Origin of the sequence: Planomonospora sp. ID82291 (genome assembly GCF_015711645.1) — a bacterium.
Taxonomy (GTDB): Bacteria; Actinomycetota; Actinomycetes; order Streptosporangiales; family Streptosporangiaceae; genus Planomonospora.
In genome coordinates this window covers 496100-510072 of the sequence record NZ_JABTEX010000003.1, presented here as the reverse complement: position 1 = coordinate 510072, position 13973 = coordinate 496100, and the positions used below count along the sequence as shown (strand labels likewise).

The 13973-nt window shown below is 75.8% G+C and carries 7 protein-coding genes; 6 read left to right on the top strand and 1 reads right to left on the bottom strand.

Going from position 1 to position 13973, the window contains the following annotated elements; all coding sequences use genetic code 11:
• Window positions 1-133: 133 nt before the first annotated feature.
• On the bottom strand, window positions 134-1354 hold the full coding sequence (locus HS045_RS21520; RefSeq protein WP_196453243.1) for an ROK family transcriptional regulator: 1221 nt from the start codon (window positions 1352-1354) through the stop codon (window positions 134-136).
• 229 nt (window positions 1355-1583) lie between these two features.
• On the opposite strand from HS045_RS21520, the gene HS045_RS21515 reads away from it, so the two are divergent.
• The 6 genes from HS045_RS21515 to HS045_RS21490 all read left to right on the top strand — a co-directional run bounded on the left by HS045_RS21515 (window position 1584) and on the right by HS045_RS21490 (window position 13882).
• Window positions 1584-3914, top strand: coding sequence for an ATP-binding domain-containing protein (locus tag HS045_RS21515; RefSeq protein ID WP_196453242.1), 2331 nt, complete (start codon window positions 1584-1586; stop codon window positions 3912-3914).
• A gap of 606 nt (window positions 3915-4520) precedes the next feature.
• Window positions 4521-6260 carry an apolipoprotein N-acyltransferase gene (gene lnt / locus HS045_RS21510; protein WP_307827636.1) on the top strand — a complete coding sequence of 580 codons (1740 nt, stop codon included), beginning with the start codon at window positions 4521-4523 and terminating at the stop codon, window positions 6258-6260.
• Window positions 6260-7003, top strand: a complete 744-nt coding sequence (locus HS045_RS21505; protein WP_196453241.1) for a polyprenol monophosphomannose synthase — start codon at window positions 6260-6262, stop codon at window positions 7001-7003. Before lnt ends, HS045_RS21505 begins: the two co-directional genes overlap by 1 nt.
• Window positions 7004-7266: 263 nt before the next feature.
• Window positions 7267-7698, top strand: coding sequence for a hypothetical protein (locus HS045_RS21500; RefSeq protein ID WP_196453240.1), 432 nt, complete (start codon window positions 7267-7269; stop codon window positions 7696-7698).
• A 44-nt stretch (window positions 7699-7742) separates the two neighbouring features.
• Window positions 7743-13004, top strand: coding sequence for a cation-translocating P-type ATPase (locus HS045_RS21495; protein WP_230884521.1), 5262 nt, complete (start codon window positions 7743-7745; stop codon window positions 13002-13004).
• 206 nt (window positions 13005-13210) lie between these two features.
• On the top strand, window positions 13211-13882 hold the full coding sequence (locus HS045_RS21490) for a DUF4097 family beta strand repeat-containing protein (RefSeq protein ID WP_196453239.1): 672 nt from the start codon (window positions 13211-13213) through the stop codon (window positions 13880-13882).
• Window positions 13883-13973: the final 91 nt, after the last annotated feature.

Below are 13973 nucleotides of genomic sequence, written 5' to 3'. Positions count from 1 at the left end.
AGCCGGAGGTCCCACGAACGGCGGAAAGGGACGGGGACGGGGTCGGTGGCGGGGACAGGGGCGGGGGCAGGGGCGGGAGGGGCTCAAGAGGACCGGAGGAGGCCTCTCAGGGGGAGGACCCTCAGGAGGACCCTCAGGAGGACAGGGTGGAGCCGAAGACCTCCTCACGTGCGGCGGCGAGGGCCAGGTCGAGGGCGCCGGCCAGGACGGGGTTGCCCTCGACGGCCGAGAGCAGCAGGGGCGGCCGGGGGATGGTCAGCGCGTGCAGCTCCTCCTCGACCAGGTCGCGCAGCAGTCGGCCGCCGGCCAGGAGGGTGCCGCCGGTCAGCACGACGATCTCGGGATCGACGACCGCGGTGATCGAGGCCAGGCCGACGGCCAGGCGCCCGGCGACGTCGCGCAGCCCGGCCAGGGCCGCCGCGGCCTCCGGGCCGCCGGATCCGGCGGCGCGTACGGCCCGGCTCACCGCGGCGGCGGGGCCGTCGCCGTGCACGCCGTGCGAGCGCAGGATCCTGAGCACCGCGGGACCGCCGCCGAGCGCCTGGTAGCCGTGGTCGCCGTAGCGTCCGGTCTCGCGGGCGGTGGGGGCGCCGGGGGCGGGCATGTAGCCGATCTCGCCCGCGCCGCCGGTGGCGCCGCGGTGCAGCCGCCCGCCGAGCACCAGCGCCGCGCCGAGGCCCTCGTCGGCCCAGAGCAGCACGAAGTCGCGGTGCCCGCGGGCCGAGCCGTGCGCCTGCTCGGCCTGCGCGACCAGGTTGACGTTGTTCTCCACGGCGACCCGGACGCCCAGCCGCCGGCCGAGCGTGGCGACGAGGTCGGGGACGAGCCAGCCGGGCAGGTCCTCGGCGGTGGCGTAGCCGAGCGCGCCGGTGCCGGGGTCCGGCGCGCCCTGCACGCCGACGACCACGTGCCGCAGGGCGGCGGGGGCGTGCGCGCCGTCGAGGGCGGCGCGCACGTTGCGGACGGCCTCCTCGGTGGCCCGCTCGGCGTCCCGGGGGGCGGCGGCGGCCGGAGTGGGCTGACGGTACTCGCCGACCACCGCGCCGGTGATGTCGGCGACCCTGGCGTCGATGTGGGTGCGGGTGACGTCCAGCGCGGCGACGTAGGCGGCGGACGGGTTGAGCCGGTAGACCTCCGCGGTGCGTCCGGGCAGCCCTTCCCGGACGCCGCCCGGCACGACCAGCCCGGCCTCCTGCAGCCGGAGGAGGAGCTGGGAGGCGGTGGGCTTGGACAGGCCGGTGAGGGCGCCGATCTCCGGGCGGGTCAGCGGGCCGCGCTCCAGGAGCGCCTGGAGCGCGGCCCGGTCGTTGATGGCGCGCAGCAGGCTCGGGGTCCCCGGGGTCGGCTGGGGCACGGTCCCTCCAGGACGTCGTCATCGAGTTAGGAAAGTTTCCTAACTCGAGGAGAATCTAAGGAGCCGCCGGAGGGGCCGTCAAGGAGGGAGGGGCCCCGAAACCAAGCCGTGACGACGGCGGGCGGGCGGCCTCCTGCGGTCGCCGCAGGAGGCCGCCTCGGGGAGATCGGGGAATGGGAACATCTCAACGGACCTGCTAGGGTGATGGTTTGTCATAGCAACCAGCACAATGCATTTATATGGCCCGGAGTATCCTATTAGCGGCAAAGATAGTGGAGCGACGGCAACCCGTCAAATCGAGCTCGCCAAGGAACAGGAGTATGTCACCTCGCTCTACGAGCGGCTCGACCTGTTGCGCGACCGCACCCAGCGGCAGCTCGACGGGGTGCTGGCCCAGGGGGGCGGCGGCACCCACCAGAACCGTTCGGAGCGCGACAGCTTCGCCGGGATGTACGCCGAGCGGCTGGCGCGCCTGTGGGCGGTGGAGAACGGCCTGTGCTTCGGCCGGCTCGACAACGCCGACCACACCTCCCTCTACATCGGCCGCCTCGGCCTGGCCGACGACGACCAGCACCGCCTGCTGATCGACTGGCGGGCACCGGTGGCGCAGCCGTTCTACCGGGCCACCCCCGCCTCCCCGATGGGCGTCACCCGCCGCCGGCACCTGCAGACCAGGGGCCGCAGGGTGATCGGCGTCGACGACGACCTGCTCGACCTCGACGCCCTCAGCGAGGAGGACGCGGCCACGCTCAACGGCGAGGCCGCGCTGCTGGCCTCCCTGGGCGCCCACCGCACCGGCCGGATGCGCGACATCGTGGCCACCATCCAGGCCGAGCAGGACCGCATCATCCGCTCGGACCTGTCCGGCGTGCTCGTCGTGCAGGGCGGGCCCGGCACCGGCAAGACCGTCGTGGCCCTGCACCGGGCGGCCTACCTGCTCTACACCCACCGGGAGAAGCTGGCCCGCCGGGGCGTGCTCATCCTCGGCCCCAACCTGACCTTCCTGCGCTACATCGAGCAGGTCCTGCCCTCCCTGGGCGAGACCGACGTGCTGCTGTCCACGGTCGCCGAGCTGTACCCCGGGGTCGCCGCGACCGCCGCCGAGCGGCCCGAGACGGCCGCGGTCAAGGGCGACGAGCGGATGGCCCAGGTCGTGGCGCGCGCCGTGCGGGAGCGGCAGCGGGTGCCCCGGCGGCCGATCGAGATCAAGCTGGACCGCTACACCCTCAGCCTCGACGGCCGCACCCTGGAGGCCGCGCGCAACCGGGCCGCCCGCTCGCGCCGCCCCCACAACGAGGCCCGCGCGGTCTTCGTCCGCCACCTGCTCAACGCCCTCGCCCGGCAGGCCGCCAAGCTGCTGGGCAAGGGCGTCATCGACGACGACGAGCTGGCCGACCTGCGCGAGGAGCTCCGCACCGAGCGGCCGGTCAAGGCCGCGCTGAACCGGTTGTGGCCCTACACCACCCCGCAGCAGCTCCTGCTGGGGCTGTTCACCTCCCGCGAGCGGCTCGAGTACGCCGCGGCCGATCTGAGCCCGGCCGAGCGCGCGCTGCTGCTGCGCGAGCCGCCCCGCACCGGGGAGGGCTGGTGGTCGCCGGCCGACGTGGCCCTGCTGGACGAGGCCGCCGAACTGCTCGGCGACATCGACCCGGGCGTGCTGCGGGCCGGGGCGTGGATGGCCGAGGAGGAGCAGGCCGCCGCCCGCGCCGCCGCGCGCGAGGAGGACAGCATGCAGCTCGCCTACGCCAAGGAGGTGCTGGAGCTGACCGGCCTGTCCGAGATCATGGACGCGGAGAGGTTCGCCGCCCGGCACCTGGGCGACGAGTTCTACCTCACCACCGCCGAGCGGGCCGCGGGCGACCGCACCTGGGCCTTCGGGCACATCATCGTGGACGAGGCGCAGGAGCTGTCGCCGATGGACTGGCGGATGGTCATGCGCCGGTGCCCCACCCGGTCGATGACGATCGTCGGCGACCTGGCGCAGACCGCGTCGGCGGCCGGGGCCCGCTCCTGGGAGCGGGTGCTCGACCCGTACGTGGGCGGGCGGTGGCGGGTCGAGAACCTCACCGTCAACTACCGCACCCCCACCGAGCTGATGGCGGTGGCCGCCGCCGTGCTCCCGCTGGTCGGCCCCGGGCTCACCGCGCCCGCCTCGGTCCGGGAGACCGGCGAGCGGCCCTGGGCGGCCTCCCCGCTGGAGTCCCTGCCCGAGGTGGTCAAGGCCGAGATCGTCGAGGGCGGCCGCCTGGCGGTGCTCGTCCCCGAGTCCCTCGGAGCCGAGCTGGGCGAGGTGGTGACCCGGGCCGTCGACGGCGCGGTCGCCGGGCCCGGCACGGCGGCCCTGGACGCCCCCGCGGCGGTCCTGAGCGTCGCCGACGCCAAGGGGCTGGAGTTCGACACGGTCATCGTGGTCGAGCCGGACCGTATCCTGAGCGAGTCGCCCCGCGGGGCGAGCGACCTGTACGTCGCCCTGACCAGGGCGACGCGGCGGCTCGGCGTGGTCCACGGGGCCCCGCTGCCCGAGCCGCTCGCCGGGCTCGAACGGCGCCGGAGCGGCTGAGCCGCCGGGGCCCCTCGCAGGGACATCACGGATCCGCCGCAGAGCGGTCACGGAGATGTCACAGGACCGTCGCGGGACCGCCGTCGGGGGCGGCGGCGATCCGGACACGGAGCAAGGCCGCGCGCGGCTGGGACGACCGCTTCCCAGCTGCGGAAACGAGGTGTTTCCGCAGCTGGGGGCGAGGTTGACATCTGAGCTGAGGTCGGTAGTTTTGCTGCCCAGTCCAGCACGGGACTGGCCGGTTGGCCGCCTCCGACAGCACCGGTTCCTCGCCCGCGGCGGAGCGTGACTCCGTCCGTACAGCCAGGCGCAGGACCTGTGGTCAGTCGGGTCGGGGCACCCCAGCCGGGCGGGGGGAACGGACCCGGGAGGGGCCTGGACACCCAGTAGACAACGGCAATCCGCGCCCGCCGCCGACGGGACGGAACCGGTCCGAAGGGTTCGTCCGGGCACTCTTCCCGCTCCCGTGCCGGCGTCTGCAGGTCTCGGGGTGATCCCCAGGGCATCCGTCCGCCCTGGAGGTCACCCCGCTGCCGTGCCGGGGGTAGCGTTCGGTTGGCGGGCCCGCCCGGGTCCGGCCAGGTCCGACGTCCGTGAGGAGCCTCCGTGGTGCAGGAGAAGACGCCCCCTCCTCCGGGGACTCCGCCGGGTGCTCCGCCGATCCCTCCGCCCGCCGCGTCGCCCGAGGGCGCGCCGGGCCGTTCCCGGTGGCGGGACCCGTCCGGCCGGGCGGCCGCCGCGGCCGTCGGCGGCCTGCTGCTCTTCCTGGCCTTCCCGCCGCTGGGGCTCTGGTTCCTGGCCCCCCTCGGCGCCGCCCTCATGATCCGGGCCGTGCACGGCGCCCGGCCGCGCCGCGCCGCCTGGCTGGGCTACGTCGGCGGGCTCGCCTTCCTCGGCCCCGGCCTGCACTGGGTCACCCCCATCGGGGTGGACGCCTGGCTGGGTCTGATCGCCCTGGAGAGCCTCTTCTACGCCGCCTGGGCCGCCGGTGCCGCCCTGGTCGTGCGGCTGCCCCTGTGGCCGCTGTGGAGCGCCGCGCTCTGGGTGGCCGCGGAGTGGGCGCGGGGGGTCTTCCCCTTCGGCGGCTTCCCCTGGGCGCGGGTCGCCTTCAGCCAGGGCGAGTCGGTCTTCACCCCGTACGCGGCGCTGGGCGGAGCGCCGCTGGTGAGCTTCGCGGTGGTGCTCTGCGGCGGGCTGCTCGCCCTCGCCTCGCTGCGGGTGCCCGTCCCGCCCCCCGCCCGGTCCTCCGTCCCACCCTCGGTCCCACCCTCGGTCCCATCCTCGGTCCCGCCCGCCGACCGGCCCTTCGCCCGGCCGGCGGGGCCGCGGTTCGTCCGGCACCTCGTCCTCCCGCTCGCCGGGGCCCTGGCCGTCCCGGCCGCGGCCTTCGCCGTGCCCCGGCCGGGCGACGAGGGCAGGAGCGTGACGGTCGGGGTGATCCAGGGCAACGTGCCCGGCCGGGGGATGACCCCGCTGGGCGACGAGCCCGCCGTGGTCCTGCGCAACCACACCGGCAGGCTCCACGAGATGGCGCGGGCCGTACGGGCGGGCGCGATGCCCCGGCCCGACATCGTGGTGCTGCCGGAGAACTCCACCGACATCGACCCCTACCGCAGCGAGACGGCCCGCGCCGAGATCGACGCCGCGGTCAAGGACGTCGGCGTGCCCGTCCTGGTCGGAGCCGTGGTCGGCATCGGCGAGGAGAACCGGGCCACCCGGAGCCTGGTCTGGGACCCCGTCACCGGGCCCGGGGCCTACTACGACAAGCAGAAGCTGGTGCCGTTCGGCGAGTTCACCCCGATGCAGGACCTCGTGCTCGCCCTGTTCGAGCGGGCCGGCCTGGTCGGCAAGCAGTCGGTGCCCGGCACCCGCGACGGCGACCTGCGACTGGGACCGGTCACCGTCGGAGCGGTCAACTGCTACGAGGTCGCCTTCGACGGCGTCGTCCGCGGCACCGTCCGGACCGGCGCCAGCCCGCTGGTGGTGCAGACCAACAACGCGACCTACGCGCTGACCGGCCTGCCCGCCCAGCAGCTGGCCATGTCCCGGCTGCGCGCGGTGGAGCACAACCGCGCGGTGGTCACCGCCGCGATCACCGGCATCTCCGCCTCCGTGACCCCGGAGGGGAAGGTGGTCTGGGAGACCCGCGAGCTGGTCCAGGACATGGCGGTGCTGCGGGTCCCGGTCCGCACGCGGGCGACGGTGGCCACCACGGTTGGCGCACTACCCGAGTGGGCCCTGATACTGATGGGTACGGCCGCGCTGGCCGCGGTTCCGGTCCTCCGGCGACGCGATCCGGCGCGGCCGGTGACACGCAGTGATGACCAGCAGGTGGGAGACGTGTGATGGAGCGGATGGTCGGCCGGGTGCTCGTCATCGTCCCGACGTACAACGAGCGGGAGAACCTCCCGGTGATCGTCGAGCGGGTCCGCGCGGCGGTGCCCGAGGCGCACCTGCTGGTCGCCGACGACGCCAGCCCCGACGGCACCGGGGAGATCGCCGACGGCCTGGCGGCGCAGGACGACCACGTCCACGTGCTCCACCGGCCCGGCAAGCAGGGGCTCGGCGCCGCCTACATCGCGGGGTTCCGCTGGGGCCTGGCCGAGGGCTACGACGTGCTCGTGGAGATGGACGCCGACGGCTCCCACCAGCCGGAGGAACTGCCCAAACTGCTCCACGCGCTGGCCGACGGGGCCGACCTGTCCATCGGGTCCCGCTGGGTGCCCGGCGGCAAGGTGGTCAACTGGCCCGGTTCGCGGGAGCTCCTGTCCCGCGGCGCGAACGTCTACACCCGGATCATGCTCGGCATGCCGGTCCGCGACGCCACCGCGGGCTTCCGCGCCTACCGGGCCTCCACGCTGGAGAAGATCGGCCTGGACGACGTCGAGTCGCAGGGCTACTGCTTCCAGGTGGACCTGACCCTGCGCACGGTCCGCCACGGCCTGCGCGTCGCGGAGGTGCCGATCACCTTCGTGGAGCGCACCGTCGGCGCCAGCAAGATGAGCCGGGACGTCATCGCCGAGGCGCTGTGGCGGGTCACCCTGTGGGGCGTGACCGGCCTGCCCCGGAGGCTGCGCCGCTCCCGCTGACCCCCGCGCCGGATCCGGCGCGCACGTTTCGGCGGACCGGGCCGGCGGAAGGTACCGGAACGACCTCAGGGTCACCCTCCGGCGGCCGGAAGGACCTTCCGCCCGCCGGCCGACACCGTGGAGAGCGCCCCCCGACTCTTTTGAGAGAAGGGGCCATGACGGATACCGCTCAGACCACCCGGCCGCCGCGCGAGCGCGTGCGGTCCGGCTCCGGCGCGGCCGGACGAAAGCCCGCGGCGAGGCCCGGGAGAACCGCACGGCCCGTGGACCTCGTGGACCTCGTGGACCTCGTGGACCTCGTGGACCCCGCGGGGCTCGCGGGGGAGCGGGACGCCGCGGGGTCGCTCACCCTGACCCTGCCCATGATCACGCTGGAGTTCCGGCCGCCGCGGGTCGACGGGCGGCAGGTCGGCCGCGTCGTCGGGGCCGCCAGGGCGTTCCTGCCCGCACTTCCGCCCCTTCCGTCTCGGGAACGCCTCGCCTACTACGGAGGGCTCGGCGCGCTCGCCGCGTTCGGCCTGATCGAGTGGCCCGTGGCGGCCGCCATCGGCGTCGGAACGGTGATCGCCCGGCGTTCCCGGACCGGAGGCGGGCAGAGCCCTCCGGCCCGGCGGGGGAGCCCCGGCGGCGGGTACGGCTCCGGCGGGAACGGCGCCGGAGGGAACGGCGGAGGCGGCGGGAGCACGTCCGCGTGACCCGGCCGTCTCCGCCCGCCGGATCCGGCTCCACAGGAGGGTGAATGGTCCTGTCACGGCTGCTCGCGGTTCCCGCCGGCATCCTCCGGGACGTCGTTCCGGACGCGCTCGCGGGCGTCCTGCCCCGCCACCGGCGCGTGCGCGCCTGTCCCGGGGGGATCCGGATCGACCTGCACACGATCGGCGGGCCGGGCACGGAGGCGGCCGCCCGGCGGCTCGAGGCACGGCTGCGCGCGGTGGACGGCGTGCGCCGGGCGGAGGTCAACGGCGCCCTCGGCTGCGTCTTCGTCGGCATCGCCGAGGACCGGTCCCGCCACGGCGAGCTGCTGTCGGTCGTCACCGGGCTGGACGCGGACCCGGGCACGGACGCGGGGCCGCCGGACCCGGATCCGGGCACGGGCATGGACCCGGACCCGGGCTCGGACCCGGGCTCGGACCCGGGCTCGGGCACGGGCTCGGACCCGGACCCGGATACGGGCTCGGAGCTGGACCCGGGAAGCGGGGGCGGAGCTCCGTACCCGCCCCGGATCAGGGTGGCGGAGCGGCACGCGCGCGCCGCGGCCCGCCTCTGCGCGGAGCTGACCGGGGCCGGCCTGGCGCTCGTGGGGAAGGCCGTGCGGCTGCCGGGGCTGTCCCCGGCCGTACCGGCCCTGCTGCAACTGGCCGACTCCACCCCCCTCCTCCGGGAGGAGCTGAACCGCCGGATCGGCCGTCCGACCACCGACACGCTGTTCACCGCGGGCCACGTCGTCGCCCAGACGCTCGCGCTGAGCCCGTCGGCGCTGCTCGTCCAGGCGGCGGGGACCGTCGTCCACTACGCCGAGGCGCGCGCCGCGCGGTGCGCCTGGCGGCGGCTGGAGCGGGAACTGGCCCGCGCCCGGGGCGCCTACCGGTACATCGCGAAGCCGGTGCGCCCGCGTCCGGCCCCCCTGCCCCGCGGCCCGATCGAGCGGTACGCGGACGTCGCGGCCCCGGTGACGCTGGGGGCCTGCGCCGCGACGCGGCTGCTCAGCCGCAGCGGCCGCCGGAGCCACGCCATGATGGTCGCGGCCACGCCCAAGCAGGCGAAGCTGGGCCGCCACGCCTTCGCGGGAGCGGTCGCCCGCGCCCTGGGACGACGCGGCGCGGTGGTGCTCGCCTCCCACGCCCTGCGCCGCATGGACCGCGTCGACACGGTCGTCCTCGACGCGGAGGTCCTGCTCACCGGCTCATGGGCGGTCGAGCGCGTCGTACGGATCGCGGGCCCGGCCGGAGACCCGGGCGGTGCGGGCGGCGCGGCGGGCGGGCCGCGCCGCGCCGCGGGGAACCGCGAGGGCGGTACGGCGGGCGGCGGCGCCGACGGGGTGGACGACGGCACCCTGCACGCGCGGCTGCACGCCCTGCTCGACCCGGACGACCCCGGCGCGCGCCGGAAGGACGGCGAATGGGCCGTCGGACCGGCGCCCGGCCGGGGCGGACCGGCGGCACGGGAGGTCCGGGCCTGGCGCGCCCGGGGGCTGAGGGCCGTGCTGGTGACCCTGCGGGACGAACCGGTCGCCGTCGCCGCGCTGGCGCGGGCGGTCGATCCGCTGGCCGAGGCCCTCGCCGCCGCCGCCCGGGACGCGGGCGCCGTCCTGCTGGCGGGAGGGGACCGCGGTCTCGCCGCGCGCCTCTCCGCGCGCCGGATCGCCCCCGGCGGGGCGCGGACGGCCGCCGCGGTCCGCGCGCTCCAGGCCGGGGGCCACGCCGTCGCCGTGGTGTCGCGGGGCGGGTCCCCGGACCTGCGCGAGGCGCTGGCCCGGGCCGACCTCGGCATCGGGGTGGCGGACCGGCCCGGCCGCGTACCCTGGGACGCGGACGTGCTCGGCGACCTCAACGCGGCCCACCTGGTCTTGAGCTGCCTGCCGGAGGCCGAGAGGACGAGCCGGCGGAGCGTACGGCTCGGCGTCGCCGGAGCGGGCGTCGGCGCGCTGCTGGCCCTCGCCGGGCCCGAGGCGGCGTCGTCCCGCCGGGCGCACCTGGTGAGCCACTGCGTCTCCCTGGCCGCGCTCGCCCTGGGGGAGCTGTCGGGCCGCGCCGCGGGGCGGACACCGGTCCCGGTCCGGGCCGACGGCACGCCCTGGTACGCCATGTCGGCCGCCGACGTCCTCACCCGGCTCGGCTCGTCGTCCGACGGCATCACCGCCGAGGACGCCGCCGGACGCAGGACGGCGGGGCAGGAGGACCGGTCCGCGCCGGAGCCGCACTCCCTGATCCGCGCGTCCGCGCAGGAACTGGCCAACCCCCTGACCCCGGCGCTGGCGGCGGGGGCGGGCGTGTCCGCGCTGATCGGCTCGGTCCTGGACGCGCTGCTGATCGGCGGGGTGACGGTCGTCAGCGCGTTCGTGGGCGGGGCACAGCGGGTCAGGGCCGACCGGGCGCTGCGCCGCCTCACCGAGGACTCCTGCGTTCCCGTGCGGCTGCGCCGGCCCGGCGGGCACACGCGGACGTCCGCGGCGGGACTGGTCCCGGGCGACGTGATCGAGCTGCGCGCCGGCGACGCCGTACCGGCCGACTGCCGGGTGCTGGAGGCGGTGGGCCTGGAGGTCGACGAGTCGCCGCTCACCGGCGAGTCGCAACTGGTCGCCAAGACGGCGGCGCCCACCACGGCGTCCGCCGTCGCCGAGCGCGGCTGCATGCTCTACCAGGGCACGACGGTGGCCGCGGGCGCGGGGCACGCGGTGGTCGTCGCGACGGGCGAGGCGACCGAGGCGGGCCGGGGTGCCCGGCTGGCCGCGGGACCGCGCCCGCCGACCGGAGTGGAGCTCCGGCTGCGCGAGCTGGGCAGGAGGATCCTGCCGCTCTCGGCCGGGTCCGGTCTGGCCCTGCTCGCCGTCGACCTGCTCCGCGGCCGGTCCCTGGCGGCGGGGCTCGCACCGGCGGTGAGCCTGGCCGTGGCGGCCGTTCCCGAAGGGCTGCCCTTCATCGCCACGGTCGCGGAGCTGGCCGCCGCGCGGCGGCTGTCGAAGCGCGCCGCGCTGGTGCGCAACCCGTCGACGATCGAGGCGCTGGGCCGGGTGAACGTCCTGTGCTTCGACAAGACGGGAACGCTCACCGAGGGACGCCTCAGCCTGCGGCGCGTCTCGGACGGGCGCACCGGGCACTCCGTCGACGAGCCGGCGGCCGGGCTGCGGCCGATCGTCGCCGCGGCGCTGCGCGCGAGTCCCCGGGCGGAGGAGGGACGGGTCATCGCCCACCCCACGGACCGCGCCGTCGTCGACGGCGCGACCCGGCTGGGGGTGACCCCGCAGGAGGGGCTGACCGCCTGGCGGCGGATCGACGAGCTGCCCTTCGAGCCGGAGCGCGGCTACCACGCCGTGCTCGGCGTGAGCGGCTCCGGGCACCTGCTGAGCGTCAAGGGCGCCCCGGAGACCGTGCTCGACCGCTGCACGACGGTGCTCCGGGACGCGCGGACCGTGCCACTCGGCGAGGAGCTCCGGCTGGAGCTGGAACGGGAGGTCGACGCGCTCGCCCGGCAGGGCCACCGGGTGCTCGCGGTGGCCCAGCGGCCCGCCTCCGACCGGCGCGACCTCGACGGGTCCCGCGTCGGCGACCTGTGCTTCCTCGGCTTCCTGGGCCTGGCCGACCCGGTACGGCCCGCCGCCGCCGAGAGCGTCGCGCACCTGACGCGGGCCGGCGTCCGGGTCGTCATGGTCACCGGAGACCACCCGAGCACCGCCGAGGCGATCGCGGCCGAACTCGGCGTGCTGAACGGGCGGCGTGTCATGACCGGCCCCGAGATGGACGACGTCGACGACGAGATCCTGACGAAGGCGCTGCCCGAGGTCGCGGTGTTCGCCCGCGCCACCCCGGCGCACAAGACGCGGATCGTCTCCTGCCTGCGCCAGGCCGGCGAGACCGTGGCGGTCACCGGCGACGGGGCCAACGACGCCCCCGCGATCCGCGCGGCCGACGTCGGGATCGCCCTCGGCTCCCGCGCCACCCCCGCCGCCCGGGCGGCGGCGGACGTCGTGGTGACCGACGACCGCATCGAGACGATCGTCGACGCGATCATCGAGGGCAGGGCCATGTGGAGCTCGGTCCGCGACTCCCTGAGCATCCTGCTCGGCGGCAACATCGGTGAGATCGCCTTCACGGTCGGCTCCAGCCTGCTCACCGGACGCGGCGCACTGAACGCCCGGCAGCTGCTGCTGGTCAACCTGCTGACCGACATGCTGCCCGCCATGGTGGTGGCCGTACGGCCGCCCGCCGCGGCGAGTCCGGAGCGGCTGATGGCCGAGGGGCCGGAGCGCTCGCTCGGCGCCTCCCTGACCCGCGACATCCACCTGCGGGCCGTCACCACCGCGGCCGCCGCGGCGGCGGCCTGGCTGGCCGGGCGGGTGACCGGAACGCGCGGACGGGCGGACACGGTCGCCCTGGTCGCCCTGGTCGCGGCGCAGCTGCTGCAGACCCTCGCCAAAGGTGGGCGGGACCCGGTGGTCGTGGCCGCCGCGCTGGCCTCCCTCGCCGTCCTGGGCCTCGTCGTGTCGACCCCGGGGGTCAGCCGGTTCTTCGGCTCACGGCCCCTGGGGCCCGTCGGGTGGTCCATCGGCCTCGGCGCCGCCGCCGTCGCGACCGCCCTCGGGGCGACGGCCGAACGGCTGTCGCGCGACGGCCCGCCCGCCGTACGCCGGCGGGCGGGAGTCGCCGGTCCGGAGGCGTCCGCCCGGCCGGAGAGGGGGGAGAGCACGCGCAGGCCGGTTCCACGCCGTGAACGCGGTCCGTGGATCCGGCCGTGGATCCGGCCCCGAGCGGTTCCGACCCCTGGAGGTTCCCATGAGCGACTTCCTGTCAGCCCTTCTCACCAGGGCGGCCGTCCTCGTGATCGAGGTGCTGGCCACGCGGCTGGTGGAGGCGCTCGTCGCCTTCGTGGCGCGGCGCTTCGCCGCGCGGGCCGCCTGAAGGCTCCGCCGCCGCCGGCCGCGTACCGAACCGCACGGGACGGAACGGCCGACCGCCGGCGCCGCCGCCAGCGTGATCCACACCGGTGTGCCCGACCTGTGCTGAGCCTTCCCCACGGCCATTACCAGGATCCGAATGTCGTTCAGGCGAGGTCGTCCGAGGTCGCTTCGGGTTTCGTGTGGAGGATCTCCCGGGCCTGGTCCGCGGCGCGGGCGATGCTCTCGGAGACGAAGTCGACGAAGCGGACGATGTTCTCCAGGCGGGCGGCGGCCGGGGTGTCGGGGCCCAGGACGTCCACGCCCTGGCGGGCGATCCGGCCGAGGTGGGCGGTGGATCGGGCGCCGGCCATCGTGGACTGGTACATGACGTCGTCGTCGACGACGTAGCGTTCACTCTCCATCGGTTGCAACGAATCGCCCGAGATCATTGCGTTGAATTCAGAACCATTGCAATGATTTCAAGGCTATAGGCTGCGCAAATGATGATTATGTGCAACACACTTGTTGCCGACATCATGAAAGCAACGTAGCTTTTCCCTCGTCGGAAACAATACGCCGACGACGGCACACGACCACAGGCCAAGGAGCACGCCATGCACACGTTCACCACCCCCGCCCCCATCGCAGCGGTCCTGGACATCCCCGCCGGACGCATCCGCCTCATCGCCGCCGACCGGACCGACACCACGGTCGAGGTCCTGCCCGCCGACCCCGCCAGGAGCCGCGACGTCACCGCGGCCCAGCAGACCACCGTCACCTACGACGACGGCGTCCTGCGCATCCGCACCCCCGACCCCGCGAACCGCCTCTTCGGCCCCTCCGGCTCCATCGAGGTCACCGTCCGGCTGCCCGCCGGCTCACGCATCGAGGCCACCGCCGCCGGCGCCGAACTGCGCGGCGTCGGACGCCTCGGCGACGTCTCCTTCACCGGCGCCCAGGCCACCGTCAAGCTCGACGAGACCGCCGGCGCCCACCTGGACCTCCAGGCCGGCGACGTCTCGGTCGGCCGCCTGGGCGGCCCCGCCCGGATCAGCACCCGAAAGGGTGACCTGCGCATCACCGAGGCCGTGCACGGCACCGTCACGCTGCGCACCGAGCACGGCGACATCACCGTCGGCGCCGCCCGCGGAGCCTCCGCGTCCCTGGACGCCGGCACCACCTACGGCCGCATCCGCAACGCGCTGGCCAACACCGACGGCGCCGCCGCCGGCCTGACCATCCACGCGACCACCGCCTACGGCGACATCACCGCCCGCAGCCTGTAGCAAAAGCGCCCCGCAGAGCCCGCACCCTAGGCCCGCCGGGCGCAGCGGTCCCATCCCCTCCAGCTGAATCCCGCACCAGCCCTCAAGGAGC

Bases quoted from the DNA above. Each gene is read 5' to 3' on its own strand.
- HS045_RS21515 (WP_196453242.1), top strand. From the start codon at position 1,584: ATGCATTTATATGGCCCGGAGTATCCTATTAGCGGCAAAGATAGTGGA.
- HS045_RS21505 (WP_196453241.1), top strand. From the start codon at position 6,260: ATGGAGCGGATGGTCGGCCGGGTGCTCGTCATCGTCCCGACGTACAAC.
- HS045_RS21495 (WP_230884521.1), top strand. From the start codon at position 7,743: ATGGTCCTGTCACGGCTGCTCGCGGTTCCCGCCGGCATCCTCCGGGAC.
- HS045_RS21490 (WP_196453239.1), top strand. From the start codon at position 13,211: ATGCACACGTTCACCACCCCCGCCCCCATCGCAGCGGTCCTGGACATC.